Source organism: Serratia sp. C2(1) (assembly GCF_036352655.1).
Lineage (GTDB): Bacteria > Pseudomonadota > Gammaproteobacteria > Enterobacterales > Enterobacteriaceae > Serratia > Serratia inhibens.
The window spans coordinates 3,224,914-3,250,856 of the sequence record NZ_JAZFBA010000001.1 but is presented as its reverse complement, the minus strand read 5'-3'; the positions used below and the strand labels follow the sequence as shown (position 1 = coordinate 3,250,856).

General features: G+C 59.2%; 26 protein-coding genes and 1 pseudogene. 21 read left to right on the top strand and 6 right to left on the bottom strand.

Translation table 11 applies throughout. The features are described from left to right. The first annotated feature begins 135 nt into the window (after nt 1-135). The 10 genes from V2S86_RS15265 to V2S86_RS15220 all read left to right on the top strand — a co-directional run bounded on the left by V2S86_RS15265 (nt 136) and on the right by V2S86_RS15220 (nt 8,843). Nucleotides 136-975, top strand: a complete 840-nt coding sequence (locus V2S86_RS15265) for a MurR/RpiR family transcriptional regulator (RefSeq protein WP_330763090.1) — start codon at nt 136-138, stop codon at nt 973-975. A 219-nt stretch (nt 976-1,194) separates the two neighbouring features. Then, nucleotides 1,195-1,986 (top strand): transporter substrate-binding domain-containing protein, encoded by a 792-nt coding sequence (locus V2S86_RS15260; RefSeq protein ID WP_212558625.1) that lies wholly within the window; start codon nt 1,195-1,197, stop codon nt 1,984-1,986. Between the two features lie 12 nt (nt 1,987-1,998). Next, entirely contained in the window at nt 1,999-2,664 is a 666-nt protein-coding gene (locus V2S86_RS15255; protein WP_330763089.1) for an amino acid ABC transporter permease, read from the top strand. After that, a complete protein-coding gene (locus V2S86_RS15250) occupies nt 2,664-3,320 on the top strand; it encodes an amino acid ABC transporter permease (RefSeq protein WP_330763088.1) in 657 nt (218 codons plus the stop codon). The genes V2S86_RS15255 and V2S86_RS15250 overlap by 1 nt, the downstream gene beginning before the upstream one ends. After that, a complete protein-coding gene (locus V2S86_RS15245; protein ID WP_330763087.1) occupies nt 3,301-4,044 on the top strand; it encodes an amino acid ABC transporter ATP-binding protein in 744 nt (247 codons plus the stop codon). The genes V2S86_RS15250 and V2S86_RS15245 overlap by 20 nt, the downstream gene beginning before the upstream one ends. Nucleotides 4,045-4,090: 46 nt before the next feature. Continuing rightward, nucleotides 4,091-5,332, top strand: a complete 1,242-nt coding sequence (locus V2S86_RS15240) for a pyridoxal-phosphate-dependent aminotransferase family protein (protein ID WP_330763086.1) — start codon at nt 4,091-4,093, stop codon at nt 5,330-5,332. Further along, nucleotides 5,332-6,588 (top strand): allantoate amidohydrolase, encoded by a 1,257-nt coding sequence (gene hpxK, locus V2S86_RS15235; protein WP_330763085.1) that lies wholly within the window; start codon nt 5,332-5,334, stop codon nt 6,586-6,588. Before V2S86_RS15240 ends, hpxK begins: the two co-directional genes overlap by 1 nt. Further along, complete coding sequence (uraD, locus tag V2S86_RS15230; RefSeq protein ID WP_330763084.1) at nt 6,588-7,088, top strand: 2-oxo-4-hydroxy-4-carboxy-5-ureidoimidazoline decarboxylase; 501 nt, start codon at nt 6,588-6,590, stop codon at nt 7,086-7,088. Before hpxK ends, uraD begins: the two co-directional genes overlap by 1 nt. Further along, on the top strand, nt 7,081-7,416 hold the full coding sequence (gene uraH, locus V2S86_RS15225) for a hydroxyisourate hydrolase (protein ID WP_330763083.1): 336 nt from the start codon (nt 7,081-7,083) through the stop codon (nt 7,414-7,416). The genes uraD and uraH overlap by 8 nt, the downstream gene beginning before the upstream one ends. 74 nt (nt 7,417-7,490) lie before the next feature. Continuing rightward, the gene (locus V2S86_RS15220; protein WP_330763082.1) at nt 7,491-8,843 is read left to right on the top strand and encodes a nucleobase:cation symporter-2 family protein; all 1,353 of its coding nucleotides are present in this window, start codon (nt 7,491-7,493) and stop codon (nt 8,841-8,843) included. Between the two features lie 34 nt (nt 8,844-8,877). On the opposite strand, the gene V2S86_RS15215 is transcribed toward V2S86_RS15220, so the two are convergent. Both V2S86_RS15215 and V2S86_RS15210 read right to left on the bottom strand, forming a co-directional pair. Beyond that, complete coding sequence (locus V2S86_RS15215; protein WP_330763081.1) at nt 8,878-9,651, bottom strand: amidohydrolase; 774 nt, start codon at nt 9,649-9,651, stop codon at nt 8,878-8,880. Then, on the bottom strand, nt 9,639-10,799 hold the full coding sequence (locus tag V2S86_RS15210) for a pyridoxal phosphate-dependent aminotransferase (RefSeq protein ID WP_330763080.1): 1,161 nt from the start codon (nt 10,797-10,799) through the stop codon (nt 9,639-9,641). The genes V2S86_RS15215 and V2S86_RS15210 overlap by 13 nt, the downstream gene beginning before the upstream one ends. 162 nt (nt 10,800-10,961) lie before the next feature. On the opposite strand from V2S86_RS15210, the gene V2S86_RS15205 reads away from it, so the two are divergent. Genes V2S86_RS15205 through V2S86_RS15195 form a run of 3 tightly spaced genes read left to right on the top strand, consistent with a single transcriptional unit; the run spans nt 10,962 to nt 12,801 of the window. Continuing rightward, complete coding sequence (locus V2S86_RS15205) at nt 10,962-11,576, top strand: methylthioribulose 1-phosphate dehydratase (RefSeq protein ID WP_330763079.1); 615 nt, start codon at nt 10,962-10,964, stop codon at nt 11,574-11,576. Further along, the gene (gene mtnC, locus V2S86_RS15200; RefSeq protein ID WP_330763078.1) at nt 11,573-12,262 is read left to right on the top strand and encodes an acireductone synthase; all 690 of its coding nucleotides are present in this window, start codon (nt 11,573-11,575) and stop codon (nt 12,260-12,262) included. The genes V2S86_RS15205 and mtnC overlap by 4 nt, the downstream gene beginning before the upstream one ends. Further along, nucleotides 12,259-12,801, top strand: coding sequence for a 1,2-dihydroxy-3-keto-5-methylthiopentene dioxygenase (locus tag V2S86_RS15195; protein WP_330763077.1), 543 nt, complete (start codon nt 12,259-12,261; stop codon nt 12,799-12,801). The genes mtnC and V2S86_RS15195 overlap by 4 nt, the downstream gene beginning before the upstream one ends. A 35-nt stretch (nt 12,802-12,836) precedes the next feature. On the opposite strand, the gene mtnA is transcribed toward V2S86_RS15195, so the two are convergent. Beyond that, nucleotides 12,837-13,865, bottom strand: a complete 1,029-nt coding sequence (gene mtnA, locus V2S86_RS15190; RefSeq protein ID WP_330763076.1) for an S-methyl-5-thioribose-1-phosphate isomerase — start codon at nt 13,863-13,865, stop codon at nt 12,837-12,839. Nucleotides 13,866-14,008: 143 nt separating this feature from the next. Between mtnA and mtnK the strand changes: the two genes are divergently transcribed. Then, on the top strand, nt 14,009-15,208 hold the full coding sequence (gene mtnK / locus V2S86_RS15185; RefSeq protein ID WP_330763075.1) for an S-methyl-5-thioribose kinase: 1,200 nt from the start codon (nt 14,009-14,011) through the stop codon (nt 15,206-15,208). A 232-nt stretch (nt 15,209-15,440) separates the two neighbouring features. Here mtnK and V2S86_RS15180 read toward each other — a convergent pair. Then, nucleotides 15,441-15,575, bottom strand: a pseudogene (locus V2S86_RS15180) (Hok/Gef family protein); the annotation flags it as partial. A gap of 289 nt (nt 15,576-15,864) precedes the next feature. Next, complete coding sequence (gene fadE, locus V2S86_RS15175; RefSeq protein WP_330763074.1) at nt 15,865-18,321, bottom strand: acyl-CoA dehydrogenase FadE; 2,457 nt, start codon at nt 18,319-18,321, stop codon at nt 15,865-15,867. Nucleotides 18,322-18,566: 245 nt separating this feature from the next. Between fadE and lpcA the strand changes: the two genes are divergently transcribed. Continuing rightward, complete coding sequence (gene lpcA, locus V2S86_RS15170) at nt 18,567-19,148, top strand: D-sedoheptulose 7-phosphate isomerase (protein ID WP_004949058.1); 582 nt, start codon at nt 18,567-18,569, stop codon at nt 19,146-19,148. Nucleotides 19,149-19,245: 97 nt separating this feature from the next. Beyond that, on the top strand, nt 19,246-20,049 hold the full coding sequence (locus tag V2S86_RS15165) for a class II glutamine amidotransferase (protein WP_330763073.1): 804 nt from the start codon (nt 19,246-19,248) through the stop codon (nt 20,047-20,049). Here V2S86_RS15165 and dpaA read toward each other — a convergent pair. Continuing rightward, nucleotides 19,984-20,751 carry a peptidoglycan meso-diaminopimelic acid protein amidase gene (gene dpaA, locus V2S86_RS15160; RefSeq protein ID WP_330763072.1) on the bottom strand — a complete coding sequence of 256 codons (768 nt, stop codon included), beginning with the start codon at nt 20,749-20,751 and terminating at the stop codon, nt 19,984-19,986. The genes V2S86_RS15165 and dpaA overlap by 66 nt on opposite strands. A gap of 585 nt (nt 20,752-21,336) precedes the next feature. On the opposite strand from dpaA, the gene V2S86_RS15155 reads away from it, so the two are divergent. Genes V2S86_RS15155 through nqrE form a run of 5 tightly spaced genes read left to right on the top strand, consistent with a single transcriptional unit; the run spans nt 21,337 to nt 25,940 of the window. Continuing rightward, nucleotides 21,337-22,686, top strand: coding sequence for a Na(+)-translocating NADH-quinone reductase subunit A (locus tag V2S86_RS15155; RefSeq protein WP_330763071.1), 1,350 nt, complete (start codon nt 21,337-21,339; stop codon nt 22,684-22,686). A 3-nt stretch (nt 22,687-22,689) separates the two neighbouring features. Beyond that, nucleotides 22,690-23,931, top strand: coding sequence for an NADH:ubiquinone reductase (Na(+)-transporting) subunit B (locus tag V2S86_RS15150; protein ID WP_330763070.1), 1,242 nt, complete (start codon nt 22,690-22,692; stop codon nt 23,929-23,931). Continuing rightward, nucleotides 23,921-24,715: a Na(+)-translocating NADH-quinone reductase subunit C gene (locus V2S86_RS15145; protein ID WP_330763069.1), complete on the top strand. Its 795-nt coding sequence runs from the start codon at nt 23,921-23,923 to the stop codon at nt 24,713-24,715. Before V2S86_RS15150 ends, V2S86_RS15145 begins: the two co-directional genes overlap by 11 nt. Beyond that, the gene (locus V2S86_RS15140) at nt 24,708-25,337 is read left to right on the top strand and encodes an NADH:ubiquinone reductase (Na(+)-transporting) subunit D (RefSeq protein WP_004949071.1); all 630 of its coding nucleotides are present in this window, start codon (nt 24,708-24,710) and stop codon (nt 25,335-25,337) included. Before V2S86_RS15145 ends, V2S86_RS15140 begins: the two co-directional genes overlap by 8 nt. Nucleotides 25,338-25,343: 6 nt before the next feature. Beyond that, nucleotides 25,344-25,940, top strand: coding sequence for an NADH:ubiquinone reductase (Na(+)-transporting) subunit E (nqrE, locus tag V2S86_RS15135; protein ID WP_004949072.1), 597 nt, complete (start codon nt 25,344-25,346; stop codon nt 25,938-25,940). Nucleotides 25,941-25,943: the final 3 nt, after the last annotated feature.

Genomic DNA, 25,943 nt, shown 5'->3' with positions numbered 1-25,943 from the left:
CTTTTTTGAGGTCAGCATCTGATTCAATACAAGCAAGAGGCGTTCCATATTTTTCCGGGGGACAATAATTGCTTGCCAGCGGGTGGATTGGCCGTGTTATGTTCCGCTGAAACGAACGTTACAGCCGGAGTGGCGATGAAGCAGATTGATGAACGCCTGCGCAGTGAATACCCGCAGTTGACGCCGCAGGAGCAGCGGGTGGCCGACTTTATCTTCGATCATTTCGATGACCTGATCAGCTACAACAGCGCCGAATTGGCGCGCCTGAGCGGCGTTTCCAAGGCGACCGTCAGCCGTCTGTTCAAGCGGCTGGGCTACCAAAGCTATCGCACAATGCGTGACGAACTGCGCACCCTGCGCCAGAGCGGCATGCCATTGACCGATAACCGCGATGCAGTGCAGGGCAACACCCTGCTGGCGCGCCACTACAAGCAGGAAATGGCCAATCTCACGCACTGGGTGAATCATATCGATGCAAATCAGTTCAACGCGGTGATCGCCGCCTTGGTCCAGGCGCGGCGGGTGGTGCTGATGGGATTTCGCAACAGCTATCCGGTGGCGATGCACCTGCGCCAGCAACTGATGCAGGTGCGTGAAAATGTGTTGCTGGTGCCGCAGCCAGGGCAGACGCTGGCCGAAGAACTGGTGGATCTGGGGGCGCAGGATGTGGCGGTGGTGGTGGCGTTTCGCCGTCGTCCACGCCAGTTGCGGGCGTTGTTGACGCAATTGCAGGTTCAGCAGGTGCCGACACTGCTGGTGTGCGAACCGCAGGCGCAGGCGCTGATCCTGCTGGCGAACTGGCATCTGGCGGCGCCGCTCGACAGCGTTTCCGCCTTCGACAGCTACTCCGCCGCCATGAGCCTGGCTAACCTGCTCAGTAACGCTTTACTGCATGAGACGCTGGCGCAAGGGCGGCAGCGCATTCATCAGATCGCTGACTTGTATAACGATTTGGACGAGCTGGAACAGCGCTGATCTCAGCGCTATTTTGGTGCTTTTGCACTCTGACGGTGCGATTTTTTCCCCACGTTGTGCCTTTCCTCCGCCGCTGCCGCGGCAGGGAAAATCCCCTCCTGATGCCTTAACTTACGGGCAATAAAGCAGAACGCTTCCCGTGCGGCTGGTTGGCACATTAGTTGCAAAGTGATAATCAAAGAATCTTTTGTTTCATCACTTCACCATCGGGGATAATCTATGAACTTCAAGAAAATCGGGATAGCGACATTGGGTGCGGTTTTGCTGATGGCGCAGGCCGCCTCGGCGATGGCGGATCAATTACAGGAAATCCAGCAGCGCGGTGTGCTGCGGGTGGCGGTGCCGCAGGACTTCCCGCCGTTTGGCTCCGTGGGCACCGATCTGCAGCCGCAGGGCTATGACATCGACATGGCGCATTATCTGGCCGACAAGATGAAACTTAAGTTGCAGTTGGTGCCGGTCACCAGCGCCAATCGCGTGCCTTATCTGCAAACCAACAAGGTCGATCTGGTGATCTCCAGCCTGGGCAAAAACCCGGAACGTGAGAAGACCATTGCCTTTAGCCGCGCCTATGCGCCGTTCTTCCTCGGGGTCTTCGGGCCGAAAGAGGCAGTACTGGGCGATGCCGCACAGTTGGACGGCAAAACCGTCGGCGTGACGCGCGGTGCGGTCGAAGACATGGTGCTGAGCGATACCGCGCCGAAGGGCGCGCAGATCAAGCGCTATGAGGATAACAACACCACGCTGTCGGCCTACCTGTCCGGCCAGGTGCAGTACATCGCTACCGGCAACCTGGTGGTGAGCGCCATCGCGCGGCAGAACCCGACCAAAGCGCCGGTCGCCAAGTTTATGCTGAAAGACTCGCCGTGCTTCGTTGGCCTGCGCCTGGGTGAACCGGCGTTGAAAGCGAAAGTGGATGAGCTGATTGAACAGGCACTGAAGGACAACACCCTGAACGGCCTGTCGGAAAAATGGCTGAAAGCGCCGCTGCCTGCCAACCTTGGTGCATAACGGGAGCGCCTGATGACCTATCAGCTGAATTTTCCCGCTCTGTGGCCCTATATGCCCGAACTGCTGGCCGGTCTGCTGACCACCATCGAGTTGACGGCGTTGGCCACCCTGATGGGCGTCGCGTTGGGGATTTGCGGCGCGGCGATCCGCAGCGGCAAGGCTAACTTGCTTAGCCGTATTTGGGGCATTTACGTCGAGGTAGTGCGCAATACGCCGTTTGTGGTGCAGCTGTTCTTCATCGTGTTCGGCCTGCCGAGCCTGGGCTGGAAACTGACCGCCGGGCAGGCGGCGCTGTTGGCGATGGTGATTAACCTGGGCGCTTACAGCACCGAAATCATTCGCGCCGGCATTCAGGTGACGCCGAAAGGCCAGTGGGAAGCCGGGCGAGTGCTGGGGTTCAGCCGCAGCCAGACGTTTCTGCGCATTGTGTTGCCGCCGTCGTTGCAGCGGATTTACCCGGCGCTGGTCAGTCAGTGCATTATCGTCATGCTGGGGTCATCGGTGGTGTCGCAGGTGTCGTTCGAAGAATTGACCTTCGCCGCCAACCTGATCCAGTCGCGCACTTTCCTCAGTTTTGAGGTGTATCTGGTGACGACGCTGTTTTATCTGCTGTTATCGGTATTGATGCGCCAGCTGTTGCTGGCCGCCGGACGGCGCTTTTTGGGGAGCCAGGGCTGATGCTGACTTTTACCGACTGGGACATTGTGCGCAACCTGCTGCTGGCGGCGCGCTGGACGTTGCTGCTGTCGCTGACGGCGTTCTTCGGCGGCACTCTGGTGACGTTGCCGCTGTTATTGCTGCGCCTGAGCAAACGCAAGTGGGCGATACGTTTTGTCCGTTTCTATTCCGAACTGTTTCAGGGCACACCGCTGCTGATGCAGCTGTTCCTGGCGTTCTTCGGCCTGGCGCTGTTCGGCATCGACGTCAGCCCCTGGGCCGCTGCCGCGCTGGCGTTGACACTGTTTACCAGCGCGTTTCTGGTGGATATCTGGTCCGGCAGCATCGCCGCCCTGCCGAAAGGGCAGTGGGAAGCGTCGCGGTGCCTGGGGCTGAGTTTTGGCCAAACCCTGATGCGGGTGATTGTGCCGCAGGCGGTGCGTATCGCCATCGCGCCCACCGTCGGGTTTTCGGTACAGGTGATCAAGGGCACCGCGCTGGCGTCGATCATCGGTTTTATCGAGCTGACCAAGGCCGGCACCATGCTGAACAACGTCACTTATCAGCCGTTTAAAGTGTTTGGCCTGGTCGCGCTGGGCTATTTCCTGATGTGTTACCCGCTGTCGCGTTACAGCCATTATCTGGAGAAGAAATTCCATGCCGCTCATCACAATTAATCAGGTTCAGAAATATTACGGCCAGAACCATGTGCTGAAGGGCGTGGATCTGGATATCGACATGGGCCAGGTGATATCGATTATCGGCCGCAGCGGTTCCGGCAAGAGCACGCTGTTGCGCTGTATCAATGGGCTGGAAGGGTATCAGGAAGGCAGCATCAAATTGGGCGGGATGACCATTACCGACCGCGATTCGCAGGCGCGTGAAATCAGCCGCTCCATCGGCATGGTATTTCAGAACTTTAATTTGTTCCCGCACATGACTGCGTTGGATAACGTGATGCTGGCGCCGCGCCGGGTGCTGAAAAAAAGCCCCGCCGAATGCCGCGAACTGGCGGAGGAGATGTTGAACAAGGTCGGGCTGGGCGAGCGAATGCACTATTCACCGGCTAACCTTTCCGGCGGCCAGCAGCAGCGCGTGGCGATTGCCCGGGCGTTGGCGATGAACCCGAAGGTGCTGCTGTGCGACGAAATCACCTCGGCGCTGGATCCTGAGCTGGTGGGCGAGGTGCTGAAGGTGCTGGAGCAACTGGCCAAAGAGGGCATGACGCTGATTCTGGTGACCCATGAAATGAATTTTGCCCGCGAGGTCGGCGACCGGGTGGTGTTTATGCACCAGGGCAAGGTTTGGGAGCAGGGCGACAGCCGCACGCTGTTCGCCAATCCGCAAACGCAGGAATTAAAACAGTTTATCGCTTCGGTCCGTGGGCTGACAGAGGCCTGACCGGGGCGAGTGGAATAATAACTTATTAAGTGGGTAAGGAATGAACATGTTAGATATCACCCAGTTCGATCAGATTAATCCGCCGGCTCGCCTGTTGATGGGGCCGGGGCCGATCAATGCCGATCCGCGCGTGCTGCGCGCCATGTCGAGCCAGCTGATCGGCCAGTACGATCCGGCGATGACCGGCTACATGAATCAGGTGATGGAACTGTACCGTGCGCTGTTCCGCACCGAAAACCGCTGGACCATGCTGGTGGACGGCACCTCGCGTTCCGGTATTGAAGCCATGCTGATCTCATCGATCCGCCCCGGCGACAAGGTGCTGGTGCCGGTGTTTGGCCGTTTCGGCCATCTGCTGTGCGAGATTGCCCGCCGTTGCCGTGCCGAGGTGCACACCATCGAGGTGCCCTGGGGCGAGGTGTTCAGCGCCGATCAGATTGAAGACGCGATCAAGAAGGTGCGCCCGCGCCTGCTGTTGACGGTGCAGGGCGATACGTCCACCACCCTGTTGCAGCCGCTGGAAGAATTGGGTGACATCTGCCGCCGCCACGGCGTGCTGTTCTATACCGACGCCACCGCCTCCTTCGGCGGCAACCCGCTGGAAACCGATGCCTGGGGGCTGGACGCGGTATCCGCCGGTCTGCAGAAATGCCTGGGCGGCCCGTCCGGCAGTTCGCCCATCACTCTCAGCCCGCAGTTTGAAGAGATCGTCCGCCGCCGTAAATGCGTGGAGCAGGGCATTCGCACGGCTGACCATGCCGACGGCGACGACGAAATGATCTACTCCAACTATTTCGATCTCGGCATGATCATGGATTACTGGGGCCCGGAGCGGCTGAACCACCATACCGAAGCCACCAGCATGCTGTTCGCCGCGCGCGAGTGCGCCCGGGTGATCCTGGAAGAAGGACTGGAAAATACCATCGCCCGCCACAAACTGAACGGCGCGGCGATGCTGGCCGGCATTCAGGGCATGGGGCTGGAGGTGTTCGGCGATCTCGATAACCGCATGAACAACGTGCTGGGCGTGGTGATCCCGCAACAGGTTCACGGCGAGCAGGTGCGTCAGATGATGCTGAATGATTTCGCCATCGAGATCGGGACCTCTTTCGGCCCGCTGCAGGGCAAAATCTGGCGTATCGGCACCATGGGTTATAACGCGCGCAAAGACTGTGTGTTGCAGACACTGACCGCGCTGGAGGCGGTACTGAATCGGCTGGGCTTCGCCAGCCAACAGGGCGAAGCCTTGCAGGCGGCCTGGAATACCTACGAAACCGGGGCCTGCTGATGACGGTGCTGTTAACCGCCCAGGAGGCGGAACAGGCCGCTGCAAGAGTGATGGCGCGCTGCGATGCGTTGGCGGCGATCAGCGCCACGCCGGGCCAACTGACGCGCGTCTATCTGTCGCCGGAACATCGGCGCGCCAACCAACTGGTGGGCGACTGGATGCGCACCCTTGGCATGACTGTTCATCAGGACAGCGTCGGCAATATCTGCGGCCGTTACGAAGGCCAAACGCCAGGTGCACCGGCGCTGCTGCTCGGTTCGCATCTGGATACGGTGCGCAATGCCGGCCGCTACGACGGCATGCTTGGCGTACTGACCGCACTGGAAGTGGTGGCGCATCTGCACCGGCAGCAGCGGCGTTTGCCGGTGGCGGTGGAAGTGATTGGCTTCGCCGATGAAGAAGGCACCCGCTTTGGCGTTGCCTTATTGGGCAGCCGAGGCATTACCGGGCAGTGGCCGGCCGAGTGGTTGGAACGGACCGACGCCGAGGGGATCAGCATGGCGCAGGCGCTGCGCGAGTTTGGGCTGGATCCGGCGGCGGTGGGGGAGGCTAAGCGTGCGCAAAGTGATATCTGCGGCTATCTGGAGCTGCATATCGAACAGGGGCCTTGCCTGGAAGCGGCCGATTTGGCGCTGGGGGTGGTGACGGCAATCAACGGCGCTCGTCGGCTCAACTGCACCTTTAGCGGCGAGGCGGGCCATGCGGGCACCGTGCCGATGGGGCAACGCAAAGACGCGCTGGCGGCGGCGGCAGAATGGATGGTGGCCGTCGAGACGATCACCACGGCCTGCGATCCGCATCTGGTGGCCACCGTTGGCCGAATCGAAAGCCTGCCGGGAGCGGTCAACGTCATCCCCGGCGAGGTAAAACTGTCGCTCGACGTGCGCGGCCCGGAGGATGGCCCGCTGGCGGCGTTGCTGGGGCAACTGCTGGCACAGGCCGAGGCGATCTGCGCGCGCCGGGGGCTGAGTTTTGCCAGCGAAGAGTTTTACCGCATAAATGCAACAGCCTGTGATGCAAATTTGCAACGGCGTTGGCAGGACGGCGTGATGCAGGTGCAAGGGCGCAGCATGGCGCTGCCGAGCGGCGCCGGGCACGATGCGATAGCCGTGGCGGCCTGCTGGCCGGTGGGTATGTTGTTCGTGCGTTGCGATCGCGGCATCAGCCATCATCCGGCTGAAGCCGTCACCCACGCCGATGTGGCGATGGCGATTCAGGCCTATTGCCAGACGGTTGTCAGTTGGGAGGAAGCCTGATGGATTTGCAAACGTTTAACCGGCTGTCGCCGCTGGAGGCTGAGTGGTTGCTGCGCCCCTGCGTGGATATTCCGTCCTGGATCGCGGCGGTGGTTGCTGCCCGGCCGTTCGCCGGCATTGATGCCGCACTGGCGTTTGCCCGGCAGGCGTCACAACGCTGGCAGGCGGAGGACGTCAATCGGGCGCTGGCGCAGCACCCACGCATCGGCGAACGCGCCGGCGGGCCAGGCCGCGAGGCGCAATTTTCCCGGCGAGAGCAGGCGGCGGTCAATACGGAGGACGCCGCACTGACCGAGGCGCTGCTGGCAGGCAATCGGCGTTATGAAGCGCAATTTGGTCAGGTGTTTCTGATCCGTGCGGCCGGCCGCGATGGCCAGGCCATATTGCGTGAGCTGGAACGTCGGTTGAGCAACAGTGCGGAGCAGGAGCAGCGGGAAACCGCCGAACAGCTGCGCGAAATCGTGATGCTGCGTTTTAAGGAGTTATTGAGCGATGAGTAATATCAGCACCCATATTCTGGACACCTCACTCGGCAAACCTGCGGCAGACGTGCGGGTGTGGCTGGAACGAGAGCACGACGGGCACTGGCGGATGCAGGCCGAAAGCCAAACCGATGCCGACGGCCGCGCGCGCAACCTGACGCCGGATGGCCTGGTCGCCGGACATTATCGTTTGTATGCCGATCTCGGCGGCTATTTTGCCGCCGGCCGGCGCGACACGCTGTACGCCACGGCGATTATCGATTTTGTCGTCGGCGATGCGGCACAACATTACCATTTACCGCTGTTAATCAGCCCCTACTCGTACTCGACCTACCGCGGCAGTTGATCTGATCCACTGACGTACCCTCGGGCGCGGCGTACCGCTTGCCCGGATTCAATCACCCAGTCAACGGGGGAAATATGGCTCTGTCTCAGGATAAGGGCGCGGCTTCGTGCTGCCCGGAAGATGAAAAACTGCCGCTGGGAAAAACCTTTGCCTTCGGCCTGCAGCATATTTTGACCATGTACGGGGGCATTATCGCGCCACCCTTGATCATCGGTTCGGCGGCAGGTTTAGGCGCACCGCAGATTGGCATGCTGGTGACGGCGGCGCTGTTTGTCAGCGGGCTGGCGACGTTGCTGCAAACCCTCGGCTTGCCCGGTCTGGGTTCGCGTCTGCCGCTGGTGCAGGGCGTTTCCTTCGCCGGGGTGGCGACCATGGTGACCATCGTGACCGGGGACGGCGGGCTGCCTGCGGTATTCGGCGCAGTGATCGCCGCCTCGCTGGCGGGTCTGTTGATCGCGCCGTTTTTCTCGCAAATTATCCGCTTCTTCCCGCCGGTGGTGACCGGCACTGTGGTGACGGTGATCGGCCTGTCGTTGATGCCGGTGGCGGTACGCTGGGCGATGGGCGGCAACGCCAGGGCGGCGGACTGGGGGGCGACCGGGAATATTGGCCTGGCCGCTTTCACGTTGGCGGTGATTTTGTTGCTCAATAAGATCGGTTCCCCGACGTTGAAGCGGTTGTCTGTACTGCTGGCGATGGCCGTGGGCGGCGTAGCGGCGGCGCTGGCAGGGAAAGTGAGCCTTGCCGCCGTGGGCAACGGGCCGTGGCTGGCCTTCCCCGAACCTTTCGCCTACGGTTGGCCAACCTTCGAGCTGAGCGCGATCCTGTCCATGCTGTTGATCGTGCTGGTGCTGTTGACGGAAACCACCGCCGGGCTGATGGCGGTGGGGGAAATTGTGGGGTCGCCGGTCAATTCGCGTCGTATCGCCAAGGGTTTACGCGCCGATATGCTCTCCAGTGCGCTGTCGCCGGTATTTAACTCATTCCCGCAGAGCTCGTTTGCCCAGAATATCGGCCTGGTGGCGATCACCGGCGTGAAGAGCCGTTTTGTGGTCAGTGCCGGGGGCGCCATTCTGGTGCTGCTGGGCGTGCTGCCGGTTCTCGGCCGGCTGGTGGCCTGCATTCCGCCGCCGGTATTGGGCGGCGCCGGCGTGGTGCTGTTCGGTTCGGTGGCCGCCAGCGGCATTCGTACTCTGGCGAAGGTGGAGTATAAGGACAACATGAATCTGGTGGTGGTGGCGACGGCGATTGCCTTCGGCATGATCCCGATTGTGATGCCGACTTTTTACGATCAGTTCCCGAATTGGGTGCGCACCTTGCTGCATTCGGGCATCAGCGCGTCGTGTCTGGTGGCGTTGCTGCTGAATCTGTTGTTCAACCGGATCGATGCGGCGGAGAAAAATACGGCGGGGGAGGAGCTTTCCTGAGGAATGTGGGCGCAGCGGGCTGCGCCCGGTAGGATCAGTCGTGCCGCAGGAAGCTGTCGGCATCGCGCCAGGCCGGGAAAGCGCTGCGGTAGATCTGCAGGTTTTCCAGCGACAGTTCGGCGTCCAGCCGTGCGGCGGCGCCCGGTTCCGCCTGCGCCAGCGTTTCGCCTTGCGGGCTGAGGATCAGGCTGTCGCCGCTGTAGTTCAGCCCATTGCCGTCTTCGCCAACGCGGTTGCAGCCGGCCACATAGACCTGATTCTCAATGGCGCGCGCGGCCAGCAGCGTTTGCCAGTGTTTGCTGCGCGGTGCTGGCCAGTTGGCGACGTACAGCGCCAGATCGTAATCCTGCTGGTAGCGGGACCACACCGGGAAGCGCAGGTCGTAACAGATCTGCGGCAGAATGCGCCAGCCGCGCCATTCGAAAATCTCGCGTTTTTTACCGGCGCGGTAATGCAGGTGCTCGCCGGCCATGCGGAACAGGTGGCGCTTATCGTAAGCATGTACCCGGCCGTTCGGTTCGACCAACAAGAAACGGTTGACCGCGCCCTCGGTGGTTTTCAGCGCCACGCTGCCACCGACCAGAGCGTTGCTTTTGCTGGCCCAGCCGTGCAGCCAGGCGATCACCTGTTGTTCCGGCAGCGCGCTTTCCCCGGCGTCCATCGCGAAGCCGGTGGTGAACATTTCCGGCAGCACGATCAGATCACGGCCGGTCAGCGGTGCCAGCAGCTCATCGAAATGGCGCAGGTTAGCTTCGCCGTCGCGCCAGACCAGCGGTTGCTGCAACAGGGTAATTTTTAAAGTCGACATAACCGCTCCGCAGCCGCATCCAGCGTGGCGTCCTGTTTAGCGAAGCACAGCCGGATCAATTTATGAGGGAAAGGATCGGCACAGAAGACCGACAGCGGAATTGCCGCCACGCCCACGTGCTCGGTTAACCAATGACAGAAAGCGACGTCATCCAAATCGGAGACCGCGCTGTAATCCGCCAGCAAGAAGTATGTACCTTCACAGGGTAAAATTTCCAGTCGGCTGTTTGACAGCGCCTGCACGAAGCGATCGCGCTTGGCGCGGTAAAATGCCGACAACTGCTGCCAATGCGCCGGCTCGCTGCGCAGCATATCCGCCAGCGCCAGCTGTGCCGGGGTATTGACCGAGAAAGTCAGGTATTGATGCACTTTGCGGACTTCGGCGCTCAGCGCGGCGGGGGCCACGCAGTAACCCACTTTCCAGCCGGTCATGTGGAAGGTTTTGCCGAACGAGGATACCGCGACGGCACGTTGCCGCAGCTGCGGATGGGCCAGCACGCTGGCATGGCCGCCCTGGGCGAAGCAAATATGCTCATACACTTCGTCGCTCAGCACATAGATTTCGTGATCGCTAATCGCGTGCCACAGCTGTTGCATATCTTCCGCTTGCCAGGTGGTGGCGGACGGGTTGTGCGGCGTATTGAGGATCACCAGCCGGGTACGCGGCGAAAGCACTTCGGCAAACTGCTGCCAGTCCACGCCGAACGCCGGTGGCTGTAGCGCAATGCGCTTCAATATGCCGCCGGACAGCGTTACCGCCGGCGCATAGCTGTCGTAGCTCGGGTCGAAACAAATCACTTCATCGCCGGGGCGGACCAAGGCGCTGATGGCAGCGAACAGCGCTTCTGTGGCACCTGCCGTCACCGTGACTTCGCTGGCGGCGTCCGGCAGCCAGCCGTACAGCTCGGCGGTTTTCTCGGCGATGGCTTCGCGCAATGGCGCAACACCGGTCATGGGGGCATATTGGTTGGCACCTTGATTGACGTGCCAGGCCAGACGCTCCTTCAGATAATCCGGGCCATCGAAATCGGGGAAGCCCTGCGACAGGTTGATCGCCTGATACTGCGCCGCCAGCGCACTCATCTGGGTGAAAATGGTGGTGCCCAGAGCGGGCAATTTGCTGTCGGGAATCAATGGTGACGTGCTCATAGCAGGCTAATACTCCTGGCGCTTAGGTTGCCGTCAATATAACACGATGTTAGTATTTGGCAATCAAGACGCTTAGATGGCTAAATGAAGAAAAGATCTAACTATATAAGCAAATCATTCTAAGCTCCCTATGCTGATAACCTTAGAAACCGGGAAACGATAATGACGGAAAATCCGCAACTTACAGCGCTATTGGCTGCCTGCCACTGGATTGGCGAAAAGGGCTGGTGCCCGGCGACCGGCGGCAATATGTCGCTGCGTCTGGACGATCAACGCTGCCTGGTCACCGAGTCCGGCAAGGATAAGGGCAGCCTGACCGAAGCGGACTTCCTGCTGGTGGAAACCGCGACCAATCATGTGCCGAGCGGCCGCACGCCTTCGGCGGAAACCGGCCTGCATACCCTGATTTACCGGCTGTACCCGCAGATTGGTGCGGTGCTGCATACGCATTCGGTGAATGCGACCGTGCTGTCGCGCGTTGAACGCAGCGATGGGCTGGTGTTGCAGGGCTATGAAATGCAAAAATCACTCGGCGGCCAGAGCAGCCATCTGGACAGCGTGATTATTCCCATTTTCGATAACGATCAGGATATTCCACGGCTTGCGGCGCGCGTGGCGGCTTATGCCGAAGTGACGCCACTGCAGTACGGTTTTCTGGTCCGTGGACACGGCCTGTATTGCTGGGGCCGCCAGGTAGCGGAAGCCCGTCGCCACCTTGAAGGGCTGGAATTCCTGTTCCAGTGCGAACTGCAACGCCGTTTACTGGAGGCTAAATGATCCGCGCCATCGTCACCGATATTGAAGGCACCACCAGCGATATCCGCTTCGTGCACCAGGTGCTTTTTCCCTATGCGCGTGAGCGGCTGGCGGCGTTTCTCCGTCAGCACGCCGGCGATGCCGAAGTGGCTGCACCGTTGGCCGCGCTACGTCAGGAGATTGACCAGCCACAGGCGGACATTGAGCAACTGATTGCCGCGCTGTACCGTTTTATGGATGAAGATCGCAAATCCACCGCGCTGAAGGCGCTGCAGGGCATCATTTGGCGCAGCGGCTACCGGAACGGTGATTTTCGCGGTCATCTGTACCCGGAAGTGGCCGGGCAACTGGCCGCCTGGCAGCGGCAAGGGCTGAAACTGTACGTCTACTCTTCCGGCTCGGTCGAGGCGCAAAAGTTGCTGTTCGGCTACAGCGACGCCGGGGATTTGCAGCCGCTGTTCAGCGGCTATTTCGATACCCATGTCGGTGCCAAGCGTGAAACCGCTTCGTACCGAAATATCGCCGCTGCAATCGGCATTGCGCCCGACGAGTTGTTGTTCCTTTCCGACATTCATCAAGAGCTGGATGCCGCACGAGCCGCAGGTTGGCGTACTTGCCAGTTGATCCGCGACGACGCCGATGCGCAGAACCGGCACCCGCAGGTTAACCGTTTTGATCAGATCGATTTAGAGGAGTTTGCCTCATGAGTGGATTGACCATTTTCAGCGATAAAGAGCCGCAGCAACCGTTATGGCAGAGCCAGGATGCCGAGGCTATTCAACGGCAACTGGCGCGAATTGGCGTGCGCTTCGAGCGCTGGCAGGCGGATCGTGAACTGGGTGAAAATCCGGATCCGGCAGCGGTGATCGCCGCCTATCAGCACGAGATTGATCGGCTGGTGGCGGAGAAGGGCTATCAGAGCTGGGACGTGATCAGCATGCGTCCGGATAATGCGCAGCGCGAAGCCTTGCGCAGCAAATTTCTTTCCGAACATACGCACGGCGAAGATGAGGTGCGTTTCTTTGTTGAAGGGGCGGGGCTGTTCTGCCTGCATCTGGATGGCAAGATCTTCCAGATCCTGTGCGAAAAGAACGATCTGATCTCGGTACCGGCCGATACCCGCCATTGGTTCGATATGGGCTCGGCACCCAATTTTACCGCGATCCGCGTCTTCGATAATCCGGAAGGTTGGGTCGCGCATTTCACCGGCGACAGGATAGCCGATGCCTATCCGCGCCTGGATTAACATTTAACGGGGCGGCTTTCGCGCCCCATTATTGATTACCCCAGCGCCCGCTGGAAGATCCCGTCCTTGACCTGTTGCGGCGTAATCACGCCGCTGTCGAATACCCAACCGCTAATCAGCGCCGCAGGCGTCACGTCAAAAGCCGGGTTATAAACCGGGGCATCGGCAGGCGCCCACTGGCATGATCCGAAACTGCCGGAAACGCCGGTCACTTCGGTGGCGGCCCGTTGTTCAATCGGGATGGCCGCGCCGTTCGGGCAGTGCGGATCCTGGGTGGTGTGCGGGGCGGCCACGTAGAACGGAATACGGTGATAGTGCGCCAATACCGCCAGGCTGTAGGTACCAATCTTGTTGGCGACGTCGCCGTTGGCGGCAATGCGGTCTGCGCCAACCCACACGGCATCTACCTGGCCCTGCGCCATCAGGCTGGCGGCCATGGAATCGCAAATCAGCCGGTAGGGAATGCCGAGCTCGCCCAGTTCCCAGGCGGTAAGGCGACCGCCCTGCAGCAACGGACGGGTTTCATCGACCCACACCTGTTGTACTTTCCCCTGCTGATGGGCGCGCAACAGCACGCCGATAGCGGTGCCGATACCGGCGGTCGCCAGGCCACCGGTATTGCAATGGGTCAGCAGCCGGCTGCCGGGCTGCACCAGCTCCGCACCGTGATCGGCGATCCGATCGCATAACTTGCGGTCTTCTTCCACCAGTCGCAACGCTTCCTCTACCATCGCAGGCACCCACTGCGGTTGTGCCAGAGCCTGCTTCATGCGGTCCAGATTGTTCATCAGATTCACCGCCGTCGGGCGCGAGGCGCGTAAGGTGGCCAATGCTTGCTCCAGCTCTTCACGCGGCAGACCGCGTTCCGCCAGCAGCGCCAGCAACAGGCTGGCGGACAGGCCGATCAGCGGCGCGCCCCGTACCCGCAAGGTGAGGATGTGATCGACCAACTCTTCTACGGTGTCACACTGGCGCCACTGTTTTTCCTGCGGCAAAGCCTGCTGATCGAGGATCCAAAGTCGGTTGTCACTCAGGGTCAAACTGGTGGTGTTAAGCGATTGCATCGGCAGTTAAATCCTTGTTGCGTTGTTATTGCATCTGAAAAGGTATTCTGCCAACATGCCATACGGATGTATAGACGTCCAAATGCTTTTACGTCTAAAAAATAACATCGCTGCGTCAGTGAGAAAAATCAGAGGGGTTGGGAATGTCGCTTTATCGTACCTTTACTGCAGCCGATGCCGTTGAATATGCCCGTCAATACGGGCAACTGGCCGATCCGCAGGCGCTGGTGAGCGCTGACGAGATTGGTGACGGCAACCTGAACCTGGTGTTCAAAATCCGCGATCGCGATGGCGTAAGTCGGGTGATCGTCAAACAGGCGTTGCCGTACGTACGCTGCGTGGGCGAATCCTGGCCGCTGACCCTGGACCGGGCGCGGATTGAAGCGGAAACCCTGTTGATTCACGGCGGGTTTTGCCCGCGGCATACGGTGAAGGTGCTGCATCACGATCCTGAATTGGCGGTGATGGTGCAGGAGGATCTTTCCGATCACCACATCTGGCGCAACGAGCTGATCAAAGGTCACTATTACCCGTTGGCGGCCGGGCAACTGGCGGAATATCTGGCGCAAACCCTGTTCCATACCTCCGATTTTTACCAGACGGCGCAAGAAAAAAAGGCCGAGGTCAGCCGCTTCACCAACCCAGAGCTGTGCCAGATCACCGAAGATCTGTTCTTTACCGATCCCTATATCGATCACGAACGCAACCAGTTCGACGAGGCGTTGCTGCCGCAGGTGCGAGCGCTGCGTGACGATACCGCGTTGAAGCTGGCGGTGGCCGGGCTGAAGCACCGTTTCCTCAGCAAGGCGGAAGCGCTGCTGCACGGCGATATTCACAGCGGCTCGATTTTTGTTGCAGAAGGCAAGCTGAAGGCGATAGATGCCGAGTTTGGTTTCTATGGCCCGATAGGTTTTGACGTCGGCAGCGCGTTGGGTAACCTGTTGCTGAATTACTGCGGTTTACCGGGCCTGTTGGGGCCGCGCGATGCCGCCGCCGGGCGGGAGCAACGCCTGCAGGATGTACGTGAACTCTGGCTGATTTTTGCCGATCGCTTCCTGGCGCTGTGCCACCAACAGACTCGCGAGATAGCGCTGGCGATACCGGGCTATGCCGAACAGTTCCTGCAGCAGGTGTGGGTTGATGCCATAGGTTACTGCGGCAGCGAGTTGATCCGCCGCACTATCGGCCTGGCACACGTCGCCGATCTGGACAGCATCAGCGATGCCGAAATGCGCGCCGAATGCCAGCGCAGCGCCCTGAGCCTGGGCCGTGCGCTGATCGTCAACGCGGCGCAGATTGAGCATATCGACGCACTGCTGGCGCGTATCCGCCAGAACGGCTAGGCGTTGTTTGGGCACCGCCGGCAGGAAGAGGGTGCTCATGGATCTCTGTCTAACAACCAACGGGCGGGGCGAACCCCGCCGTTGGGTTGCCTTACCCTTCCCCCTGCATACTTGACGTTGCCTCTGCGTTAGCTACGTTCACTCACCCGAATCACTTACCGGTGTAAGCTCATCGGGATTCCTTTACTCGCCGCCTTGATGCCACGCCAATTATTTTGGGGATAAATCCGGAAGCCAAAATGGCCGCAACCTCCGTGTCTCCCAGTTTGATGCGCAGTTCACATAGCGAACCGCGAGTGATCCACATGAGTGCAATCAGCGTCATGCAGATAATCATCAGCCTCAGAACGACCCGTTCTTGCTGCATTTCTGACCTCCTTATCCTTGCCTTCCGGCGGGTAAGAGGCTAACCTGATGTTGTTTGGACATTCAGAGTGGCCTCGGGTTGATAATATCGACTCGGGGCCTTTCTCTTTCTATCCGTTGCTTATGCCCCGGAAAGAAAGATCCAGAGCACCCGCTACGCAGTCTATCCGATTATTCCCGAGGTTAAATTAGCCGTTCTGGCAAGGCTGCGAGCCGCCGCGCATTTTGCTGCGCCACAAAAAGAAAAAGGGGCGATAATCATCGCCCCTGGGTGAACGGGAGTAACGTCGTTACGCCGCTTCGGTATGCTGTTGGCGCTTAGACGTCGCTACCGGCTTTTCCGGCTTGTTGGCCGCCAGCGCATCCGGCTCGAAGTCATCTACGTTGATGGAGCGCAGACGGCTCTCTTCGGCTTTCACCAGGATCTTCGCTTCATCGGCGCTGATCTTGCCCTCTTCCAGCGCACGCTGCGCCAGGCGATCCAACCGGGTAAACGGCAGGTTCTTGCCGCTTTCCTTGCACAGGCGCAGGTGAATCGGCTCGGCGGCAATGACGTCAGCCAGCGCGGCTTCCAGCAGGCCAACCGGATTATGTTCGCTTGGCGTCAGGTATTGGCCACGTCCCAAACGGCTGCGGGTTGCGGACGGTTGCTGGATGATCTTGGCCAACTGGTGGTCCAGACGATCGGAAGGTGCGGTATGCACGCGGCCGAACGGGAAGATTACGAAGCGCATCACGCCGGCGATAAAGCGGTTCGGGAAGTTGCGCAGCAGATCGTCCAACGCTTGTTCTGCCTGATGCAAGCTGTCCTGCACACCCCAATGCACCAGCGGCAAATCTTCTTTCTGACGGCCTTCATCTTCAAAACGTTTCAGCGTTGCGGAAGCCAGGTACATCTGGCTGAGGATATCCCCCAGGCGCGCGGAGATACGCTCGCGGCGTTTCAGACTGCCGCCCAGCACGCCCATGGAGACGTCCGACAGCAGTGCCAGGTTCGCGCTCAGGCGGTTCAATTGTTGGTAGTAACGGCGTGTCGCATCTTTAGTCGGCGTGCTGCTGGTGCGGCCATTGGTCAGGCCCAGCCAGAAGCTACGCACCTTGCTGCTGCCCACGTGGCCCAGATGGCCGAACAGCGATTTGTCGAAGGCGTTCAGATCATTGCTTTGCGCCGCCGCCATTTCGTCCAGTACGTAGGGATGGCAGCGGATGGCGCCCTGGCCGAAGATCATCATGGTGCGGGTCAGGATATTGGCGCCTTCAACCGTGATGGCGATCGGTGCGCCCTGGTAGGCGCGGGCCAGGAAGTTGGATTTGCCCAACATGATGCCTTTACCGCCGGCGATATCCATTGCATCAATGATTGCCTGCTGGCCTCTGTGGGTACAGTGGTATTTTACGATGGCTGACAGCACCGCCGGTTTCTCGCCCAGCATCAGGCCGCTGGTGATCAGCGTGGCCGCCGCATCCATCACATAGGTGTTACCGGCGATACGCGCCAACGGCTCTTCGATGCCTTCCATCTTGCCGATAGAGATCTTGAACTGGCGGCGGATATGGGCGTAAGCGCCAATGGCCAGCGCCATAGACTTCACGCTGCCGGTGGAGTTGGAAGGCAGGGTGATGCCGCGGCCTACCGACAGGCACTCAACCAGCATGCGCCAGCCCTGGCCGGCCATTTTTGGCCCGCCGATGATGTAATCGATAGGCACGAACACGTCGCTGCCGCGGGTTGGCCCGTTCTGGAACGGCACGTTCAGCGGGAAGTGGCGATTGCCGATTTCAACGCCTGGGGTGCTGGTCGGGATCAACGCACAGGTGATGCCGGGTGATTCGTTATCGCTCAGCAGACGGTTCGGGTCATGCAGTTTGAACGCCAGACCCAGCACGGTTGCGACCGGTGCCAGCGTGATATAGCGTTTGTTCCAGGTCAGGCGCATGCCCAATACCTGTTCGCCTTGCCACTCGCCCATGCAGACGGTGCCGACATCCGGAATAGCGCCGGCGTCTGAACCCGCTTCCGGGCTGGTCAGGGCGAAACAAGGGATCTCGTCGCCGCGCGCCAGGCCCGGCAGGTAGTGGTTTTTCTGCTCGTCGGTGCCGTAGTGTTGCAGCAGCTCGCCAGGGCCGAGGGAGTTTGGCACGCCGACGGTGATCGCCAGAATACCGGAAACGCCGGACAGTTTTTGCAGCACGCGCGCCTGGGCATAAGGAGAGAATTCCAGGCCGCCGTATTCTTTCTTGATGATCATCGCAAAGAAGCGGTGTTCTTTCAGATAGGCCCACAGTTCCGGCGGCAAATCGGCCAGCTCATGGGTAATCTGGAAATCGTTCGCCATGCGGCAGGCTTCTTCCACCGGACCGTCGATAAACGCTTGTTCTTCGGCGGTCAGCTGTGGTTTCGGATAGTTATGCAGCTTGTTCCAGTCCGGTTGGCCGCGGAACAGATCGCCTTCCCACCAGGTGGTGCCGGCTTCGATCGCTTCCTTCTCGGTGGTGGACATCGGCGGCATGACTTTGCGGAACGCGCGCAGCGCCGGAGCGGACAACATCGAACGGCGCAGGGACGTCAGGTTCAGCGGCAGCAGAACGATCGCCAGCGGCAGCAGCATCCAGAAGGTCCACAGGCCGATAACGCCCATGGCGGCGGTATATGCCAACAGAATAAGGCTACTGAGGGTGAGGTTCACTCGGTGATAAAACACCACACCAATGAGTGCGAGTAAAACAACAATACTAAGAACCATCATAAGAAGCTCCGAAGTAGTAAGAGGTCTGACCTGTTGTATGTATGTAATAGGTTTTAGTACAACCCCATATTTTTATCAATGCATTTACAGTTTAATTACAACTTAAGTCACAAACTGAGCGCATCAATAGTCAAAAACCTCACCCGTACCTCAACCGGCGCGCTGTTTGCTTCACAATGCTTCTCGGTTTTTCCCCGATCCGGTACACTGCGGAGCGGAAGATTGACGATAACAAGAGGTTCCTCATGTACCACGACCTTATTCGCAGTGAATTGAACGAAGCGGCCGATACCCTGGCGAAATTTATCAATGACGATGCCAATATCGATGCCATTCAACGCGCGGCAGTGCTGTTGGCCGATTCCTTTAAAGCCGGCGGGAAAGTGATTTCCTGTGGCAACGGCGGCTCCCACTGTGACGCCATGCACTTTGCCGAAGAATTGACCGGTCGCTACCGCGAAAACCGCCCGGGCTATCCGGCAATTGCCATTTCCGATGTCAGCCACCTGTCTTGCGTCAGCAACGATTTCGGTTACGAATACGTGTTCTCACGTTACGTGGAAGCGGTAGGCCGCGAAGGCGACGTGTTGCTGGGCATTTCCACGTCGGGCAATTCGGGCAACATCATTAAAGCTATCGAAGCGGCGCGCGCCAAAGGGATGAAAGTGATCACCCTGACCGGCAAAGACGGCGGTAAAATGGCCGGCTCCGCCGATGTGGAAATCCGCGTACCGCACTTCGGGTATGCCGACCGTATTCAAGAGATCCATATCAAAGCGATTCACATCTTGATTCAGTTGATTGAAAAAGAGATGGTTAAGGCTTAATGGCTTCAGGGGGCATTAAGCCCCCAGACATTTTGTAAGGGCGCCGCATGCTGCGCCCACATAGAACAGTGTCAGTGTGGGTAAGGAGTGGCAAGCGATGTGTGAACTGCTCGGGATGAGCGCAAACGTACCGACCGATATCTGCTTTAGCTTTACCGGGCTGGTTCAGCGCGGTGGCCGTACCGGGCCACATAAAGATGGTTGGGGCATTACCTTCTACGAAGGGAACGGCTGTCGTACGTTTAAGGATCCCCAACCGAGTTTCGATTCGCCGATCGCCCGTCTGGTGCAGGAATACCCGATCAAATCCTGCGCGGTGGTATCGCACATCCGCCAGGCCAATCGCGGCGAAGTGGCGCTGGAAAATACCCACCCGTTTACCCGCGAGCTGTGGGGCCGTAACTGGACCTACGCGCACAATGGCCAGTTGAAAGGCTATCGTCAGTTGGAAACCGGCAACTTCCGCCCGGTGGGCCAAACTGACAGCGAATATGCTTTCTGCTGGCTGCTGCATCAACTTTCCCTGAAATACCCGCGCACCCCGAGCCGTTGGCCGCCGGTATTCCGCTATATCGCACTGCTGGCGGATCAACTGCGCAAGAAAGGGGTATTCAATATGTTGCTGTCGGATGGGCGTTTTGTCATGGCCTACTGCTCCACCAACTTATATTGGATCACCCGCCGCGCGCCGTTTGGCAAAGCCACGTTGCTCGATCAGGATGTGGAGATTGATTTTCAGCAGCAGACCACACCAAACGATGTGGTCACGGTGATTGCTACCCAACCGCTGACGGCGAATGAAACCTGGCACAAGATTGCGCCAGGCGAGTTCGCATTATTTCACTTCGGTGAGCGGCTTGGTTTGAGCGAAGGGGTTGGTGCTGGCAGCGGGAGCCGTTGATGCGTACTGCGTCATCTGGCTGCTGCTCATGACCGGCTGACCCAGCACGTACTGGCCATTGGCGACGCTCACCACCGGCGGCTGGTGATGCTTGACGAAGTAGTCATAGCCGGGTTTCAGCTGGTTCCAGAAGGCGATATCGCTGGAGGAGCGGTGACGTTTCAGGTTCTGATCGGTCATGCGGAACGGGTAGATGCTGATATCGATCCGGTTCTGGCCATAAGCGAATGCGGCTTCCACGTAGCGGTAAATCTCATCCATATAGGTGTTGGTCATTGCGTAACAACCAATCGATTTACATTCACCGTGGATCATCAGATAAGCGCCGGAATAACCCTGCGATTTGTCGTAATCGTTCGGGAAACCGATATTTATTGCGCGATAATATTTGCTGTCGGGTTTCAGATGGCGTGAGTCGACGCTATAAAAACCTTCCGGGCTTTTAAAGTCACCTTCACGGCGTTTCGGGCCGAGTCCGCCGGAAAAATTACAGATGCGGAAGGAGTTCACCAGACGGAATTCGTTGCCCATTTTGGCATACAATTCCAGCGTGCGTTCTTCTTTGAAGATCTGAATATAGACCGGTGAACCTACTAATTGCTGTTTAACTACCGGTGCCTCGGGAACCTGCTCGCTGGCGCTGCAGGCCGTGATCATCGGCATAGAAAAAAGCATCGCAAACAACAGCGCGATTTTGCTCATTATTATTCCTGCTTATATTTATCTGCTGGCTCTATGAACTTGGCCAACATGCCACTGATTATTGTTTTACTGCCTTAAAACACCGCCAGATTACCAGTGTGTTTTTTTTTAGCAATATGCGATGTGTATAAAAAAACCACAAAATTCGATAAAAGTGAATCGACAGGCAGATTTTAACGATTGGTGGTGTAAAACAGCGGGCATTTAATTGCATTTGCTTGACTCAGGTCACTGCTCAGCGCAGAACAAAGTGGTGAAAAATGTTAATATTCCGGCTCCGGTTAACCTGTTGTTGCTGATGCAGAAGCGGGCCTTGCTCTTATATCCATGGCGATAACATGGGGTCTGCGGCAACAAAGTATTAACGTGGTGTAAAACGGTTTGTCGTGCAAAACAAGGCAGGCGGGAGTCAATCAAGGGAATGTGCGTAATCCCATTTTGTCAGCGCGAAAGAATTCATGTTGAGCGTGATGCCGTTGCGCTTAACCCGGAGGCTGCTGATGCAGTCTCATCATCCAGGCATCGTCAGCACCCGCCTCTGGGGCCGGTAAGACGTGTAAACCTAGTCAACATCGTATAAATCCTATGATTAAAATCAGAAAAGGGTTAGATCTGCCCATTGCCGGAGCTCCGGTTCAGGCGATTCAGGACGGCCCACCAGTTCAGCATGTTGCCCTGCTTGGGGAAGACTACGTCGGCATGCGCCCTTCCATGTTAGTGCAGGAAGGCGATACCGTTAAGAAAGGCCAGGCGCTGTTCGAAGATAAAAAGAACCCCGGGGTTTTCTTCACGGCGCCCGCCAGCGGGCGCATTGCGGCAATCAACCGCGGTGAGCGCCGCGTGTTGCAGTCCGTGGTGATTGCGATAGAAAACGGTGGTGACGAGCAACTTGAGTTCGCTCATTATCCGGTCGCCGAACTGGCGGAGCTGCCGCGAGAGCAGGTTGAAGGCGAGCTGATCGCCAGCGGCCTGTGGACCGCGCTGCGCACCCGCCCTTTCAGTAAAACGCCGCGTCCCGGCAGCACCCCGCGCGCCCTCTTCGTGACCGCCATGGACAGCCAGCCATTGGCCGCCGATCCCCTGGTGATCATTGCCGAACAACGGGAGGCCTTTAACGCCGGGCTGGCGGTGTTGGCGCGCCTGACCGACGGCAAGCTGCACGTTTGCCATGCCGCAGGTGCGAATCTGGGCAAACAGCCTGGCGCGCAGATAACCTACAACGAATTCGCCGGCCCGCATCCCGCCGGGCTGGTGGGCACCCACATTCACTTCCTCGAACCGGTGAGTTTGAAAAAAACCGTTTGGCATATCGGCTATCAGGACGTCATCGCCATCGGCACGCTGTTCACCACCGGCCATCTCGACACCCGTCGGGTGGTGGCGCTGGCCGGGCCGCAGGTGGAACAGCCGGTGCTGCTGCGCACCCGGTTGGGCGCCAGCATTGAACAACTGACCGCCGGCCGCCTTAAAAGCGGCGAGAACCGGGTGATTTCCGGTTCGGTGCTGAGCGGCACTCATGTCGCCGGCCCGAATGCGTATCTCGGCCGTTTTCACTCGCAGGTTTGCGTGCTGCAGGAAGGGCGTGATAAACAGCTGTTCGGCTGGATCGCGCCTTCGCCGGACAAATTCTCCATTACCCGCACCACGCTGGGTCACTTCCTGAAAAATAAGCTGTTCGCCTTCTCGACCACCACCCACGGCGGCGAGCGCGCAATGGTCCCGATCGGCAACTATGAACGGGTGATGCCGCTGGACATTCTGCCGACCCTGCTGCTGCGCGATCTGCTGGCGGGCGATACCGACAGCGCGCAGGCGCTGGGCTGTCTGGAGCTGGATGAGGAAGATCTGGCGCTGTGCACTTTCGTTTGTCCGGGCAAGTATGAATATGCGCCGGTACTGCGCGACGTGCTGACCAAGATTGAGCAGGAAGGATAACCGATGGGCCTGAAGAATTTTTTTGACAAGATCGAGCATCACTTCACGCCGGGCGGCAAGCTGGAAAAGTGGTACCCGCTGTTTGAAGCGACTACCACGGTGTTTTACACCCCCGGTCTGGTGACGCGCGGCGCTTCGCACGTGCGCGACGCCATCGATCTGAAACGCATGATGATCCTGGTATGGCTGGCGGTATTTCCGGCGATGTTCTGGGGCATGTATAACGTCGGCCAGCAGGCCATTCCGGCGCTGCACCATCTGTACAGCGGCGATCAACTGCAGCAGGTACTGGCGGGCGACTGGCATTACCGGCTGGCGCAATGGCTGGGGGCGTCGCTGACGGCGGATGCCGGCTGGGTCAGCAAGATGGTGCTGGGCGCCTGCTACTTTATGCCGATCTACGCCGTGGTGTTTATCGTCGGCGGTTTCTGGGAAGTGCTGTTCGCGGTCATCCGCAAGCATGAGATTAACGAAGGTTTCTTCGTCACCTCGATTTTGTTCGCGCTGATTGTGCCGCCAACGCTGCCGTTGTGGCAGGCGGCGCTTGGCATCAGTTTCGGCGTGGTGGTGGCGAAAGAGATTTTCGGCGGCACCGGGCGCAATTTCCTCAACCCGGCACTGGCGGGGCGCGCTTTCTTGTTCTTCGCCTATCCGGCGCAGATCTCCGGTGACCTGGTGTGGACCGCCGCCGACGGCTTCTCCGGTGCGACGCCCTTGGCGCAATGGAGCGTGGGCGGAGCGCACAGCCTGAGCAACGTAGCTACCGGCCAGTCGATCAGTTGGATGGACGCCTTCCTCGGCAACATCCCAGGTTCGGTCGGCGAGGTCTCCACGCTGATGATCCTGATTGGCGGTGCGATTATCCTGTTTGGCCGCGTGGCCTCCTGGCGCATCGTCGCCGGCGTGATGCTCGGCATGATGGCTACCGCCTTCTTGTTCAACAGCATCGGCTCCGCCACCAACCCGTTGTTCGCCATGCCGTGGTACTGGCATCTGGTGTTGGGCGGTTTTGCCTTCGGCATGATCTTTATGGCCACCGACCCGGTTTCCGCCGCTTTTACCAACAAGGGAAAGTGGTGGTACGGCATCCTGATTGGCGTGATGTGCGTGTTGATCCGGGTGGTCAACCCGGCCTACCCGGAAGGCATGATGCTGGCGATCCTGTTCGCCAACCTGTTCGCGCCGCTGTTCGATTATCTGGTGGTGCAGGCCAACATCAAGCGGAGAAAAGCCCGTGGCGAATGAATCTAAAAACGACACTATCGGCAAAACGCTGCTGGTGGTGCTGCTGCTGTGTCTGGTGTGTTCGGTGGTGGTGGCGGGTTCCGCCGTCGGCCTGAAGTCCAAACAGCAGGAGCAAAAGCTGCTCGACAAGCAGCGCAATATCCTCGACGTGGCCGGCCTGTTGCAACCGAAGATGGAAGGCGATCAGGTCAAGGCGCTGTTCACCCGGCGTATCGAACCGCGCCTGCTGGATTTGAACAGCGGCGAGTTCGTGGCGGGCAATGCGGCGGCGTTCGATCTGGCCGCTGCGCTGCGCGACGATGCCAAAAGCGTCGCCTTGTCGGCGGCCGATGATCCGGCCGGCATCAAGCGCCGCAGCAACCGGGCGGAGATCTATCTGGTGCGCGATAGCGGCGGGGCGGTGAACCAAATCGTGCTGCCGGTCTACGGCACCGGTCTGTGGTCGATGATGTACGCCTTTGTGGCGCTGGGGAGCGACGGCAACACGGTGAAAGGCATCACTTATTACGATCAGGGGGAAACCCCGGGCCTGGGCGGCGAAGTTGAGAATGCCGGTTGGCGCCGGCAGTGGGTTGGCAAAAAGCTGTTTGATAACGACGGCAAGCCGGCGATCCGCGTGGTGAAAGGCGGGGCGCGCCAGGGGGATGAGCACGGGGTGGACGGTTTGTCCGGCGCCACGCTGACCTCCAACGGCGTGCAGCACACTTTTGATTTCTGGTTGGGCGAGCAAGGTTTTGGCCCATTCCTGAAAAAAGTTCGTGAAGGAGCGCTGAAAAATGGCTGATTCCAAAGAGATTAAGCGGGTCCTGCTCGGGCCGCTGTTTGACAACAACCCGATAGCCTTGCAGGTGCTCGGGGTGTGTTCCGCGCTGGCGGTGACCACCAAGCTGGAAACGGCGGTGGTGATGACCATCGCGGTGACCCTGGTCACGGCGTTCTCCAGCTTCTTTATTTCCCTGATCCGTCACCATATTCCGAACAGCGTGCGCATCATCGTGCAGATGGCGATTATCGCCTCGCTGGTGATTGTGGTCGATCAGCTGTTGCGCGCCTATGCGTTCGAGATTTCCAAGCAACTGTCGGTGTTTGTCGGCCTGATCATCACCAACTGTATCGTGATGGGGCGCGCCGAAGCCTACGCCATGAAGTCGCCGCCGATTGAAAGCTTTATGGACGGTATCGGCAACGGGCTGGGTTATGGGGTGATCCTGGTGCTGGTCGGTTTCCTGCGCGAGCTGATTGGCTCGGGCAAGCTGTTTGGCATTCCGGTGCTGGATACGGTGCAGAACGGCGGCTGGTATCAGCCGAACGGCCTGTTCCTGCTGGCCCCGAGCGCGTTCTTTATCATCGGCCTGCTGATTTGGGTGCTGCGCACCCTGAAGCCTGCACAGATCGAAAAGGAGTAACGGCCGATGGAACATTATATCAGCCTGTTTGTGCGCGCAGTGTTCGTCGAGAACATGGCATTGGCGTTCTTCCTGGGGATGTGTACCTTCCTGGCGGTGTCGAAGAAGGTGTCGACCGCCTTTGGTCTGGGCATCGCCGTGACCATCGTGCTCGGCATCTCGGTGCCGGCGAACAACCTGGTCTACAACCTGGTGCTGCGCGATGGCGCGTTGATGGAAGGCGTCGATCTGAGCTTCCTCAACTTCATTACCTTTATCGGCGTGATCGCGGCACTGGTGCAGATTCTTGAGATGATCCTCGATCGCTTCTTCCCGTCGTTGTACAACGCACTCGGCATTTTCCTGCCGCTGATCACCGTGAACTGCGCCATTTTCGGCGGCGTGTCCTTTATGGTGCAACGCGACTACAACTTCGCAGAGTCGGTGGTGTACGGCTTCGGCTCCGGCACCGGCTGGATGCTGGCGATTGTCGCGATGGCGGGGATCCGCGAAAAACTCAAGTATGCCAATGTCCCCGCAGGGCTGCGCGGTCTGGGCATTACCTTTATCACCACCGGGCTGATGGCGTTGGGCTTTATGTCCTTCTCCGGTGTTCAGTTGTAAAGG

Coding starts and splice junctions, on each gene's coding strand:
- V2S86_RS15195 (WP_330763077.1), top strand. CDS start 12,259: ATGAGTGGATTGACCATTTTCAGCGATAAAGAGCCGCAGCAACCGTTA.
- mtnA (WP_330763076.1), bottom strand. CDS start 13,865: ATGCAATCGCTTAACACCACCAGTTTGACCCTGAGTGACAACCGACTT.
- V2S86_RS15265 (WP_330763090.1), top strand. CDS start 136: ATGAAGCAGATTGATGAACGCCTGCGCAGTGAATACCCGCAGTTGACG.
- V2S86_RS15245 (WP_330763087.1), top strand. CDS start 3,301: ATGCCGCTCATCACAATTAATCAGGTTCAGAAATATTACGGCCAGAAC.
- V2S86_RS15210 (WP_330763080.1), bottom strand. CDS start 10,799: ATGAGCACGTCACCATTGATTCCCGACAGCAAATTGCCCGCTCTGGGC.
- dpaA (WP_330763072.1), bottom strand. CDS start 20,751: ATGAGCAAAATCGCGCTGTTGTTTGCGATGCTTTTTTCTATGCCGATG.
- V2S86_RS15260 (WP_212558625.1), top strand. CDS start 1,195: ATGAACTTCAAGAAAATCGGGATAGCGACATTGGGTGCGGTTTTGCTG.
- uraD (WP_330763084.1), top strand. CDS start 6,588: ATGGATTTGCAAACGTTTAACCGGCTGTCGCCGCTGGAGGCTGAGTGG.
- mtnK (WP_330763075.1), top strand. CDS start 14,009: ATGTCGCTTTATCGTACCTTTACTGCAGCCGATGCCGTTGAATATGCC.
- V2S86_RS15150 (WP_330763070.1), top strand. CDS start 22,690: ATGGGCCTGAAGAATTTTTTTGACAAGATCGAGCATCACTTCACGCCG.
- fadE (WP_330763074.1), bottom strand. CDS start 18,321: ATGATGGTTCTTAGTATTGTTGTTTTACTCGCACTCATTGGTGTGGTG.
- V2S86_RS15240 (WP_330763086.1), top strand. CDS start 4,091: ATGTTAGATATCACCCAGTTCGATCAGATTAATCCGCCGGCTCGCCTG.
- mtnC (WP_330763078.1), top strand. CDS start 11,573: ATGATCCGCGCCATCGTCACCGATATTGAAGGCACCACCAGCGATATC.
- hpxK (WP_330763085.1), top strand. CDS start 5,332: ATGACGGTGCTGTTAACCGCCCAGGAGGCGGAACAGGCCGCTGCAAGA.
- V2S86_RS15155 (WP_330763071.1), top strand. CDS start 21,337: ATGATTAAAATCAGAAAAGGGTTAGATCTGCCCATTGCCGGAGCTCCG.
- V2S86_RS15205 (WP_330763079.1), top strand. CDS start 10,962: ATGACGGAAAATCCGCAACTTACAGCGCTATTGGCTGCCTGCCACTGG.
- V2S86_RS15220 (WP_330763082.1), top strand. CDS start 7,491: ATGGCTCTGTCTCAGGATAAGGGCGCGGCTTCGTGCTGCCCGGAAGAT.
- V2S86_RS15255 (WP_330763089.1), top strand. CDS start 1,999: ATGACCTATCAGCTGAATTTTCCCGCTCTGTGGCCCTATATGCCCGAA.
- V2S86_RS15140 (WP_004949071.1), top strand. CDS start 24,708: ATGGCTGATTCCAAAGAGATTAAGCGGGTCCTGCTCGGGCCGCTGTTT.
- V2S86_RS15215 (WP_330763081.1), bottom strand. CDS start 9,651: ATGTCGACTTTAAAAATTACCCTGTTGCAGCAACCGCTGGTCTGGCGC.
- lpcA (WP_004949058.1), top strand. CDS start 18,567: ATGTACCACGACCTTATTCGCAGTGAATTGAACGAAGCGGCCGATACC.
- uraH (WP_330763083.1), top strand. CDS start 7,081: ATGAGTAATATCAGCACCCATATTCTGGACACCTCACTCGGCAAACCT.
- V2S86_RS15250 (WP_330763088.1), top strand. CDS start 2,664: ATGCTGACTTTTACCGACTGGGACATTGTGCGCAACCTGCTGCTGGCG.
- nqrE (WP_004949072.1), top strand. CDS start 25,344: ATGGAACATTATATCAGCCTGTTTGTGCGCGCAGTGTTCGTCGAGAAC.
- V2S86_RS15165 (WP_330763073.1), top strand. CDS start 19,246: ATGTGTGAACTGCTCGGGATGAGCGCAAACGTACCGACCGATATCTGC.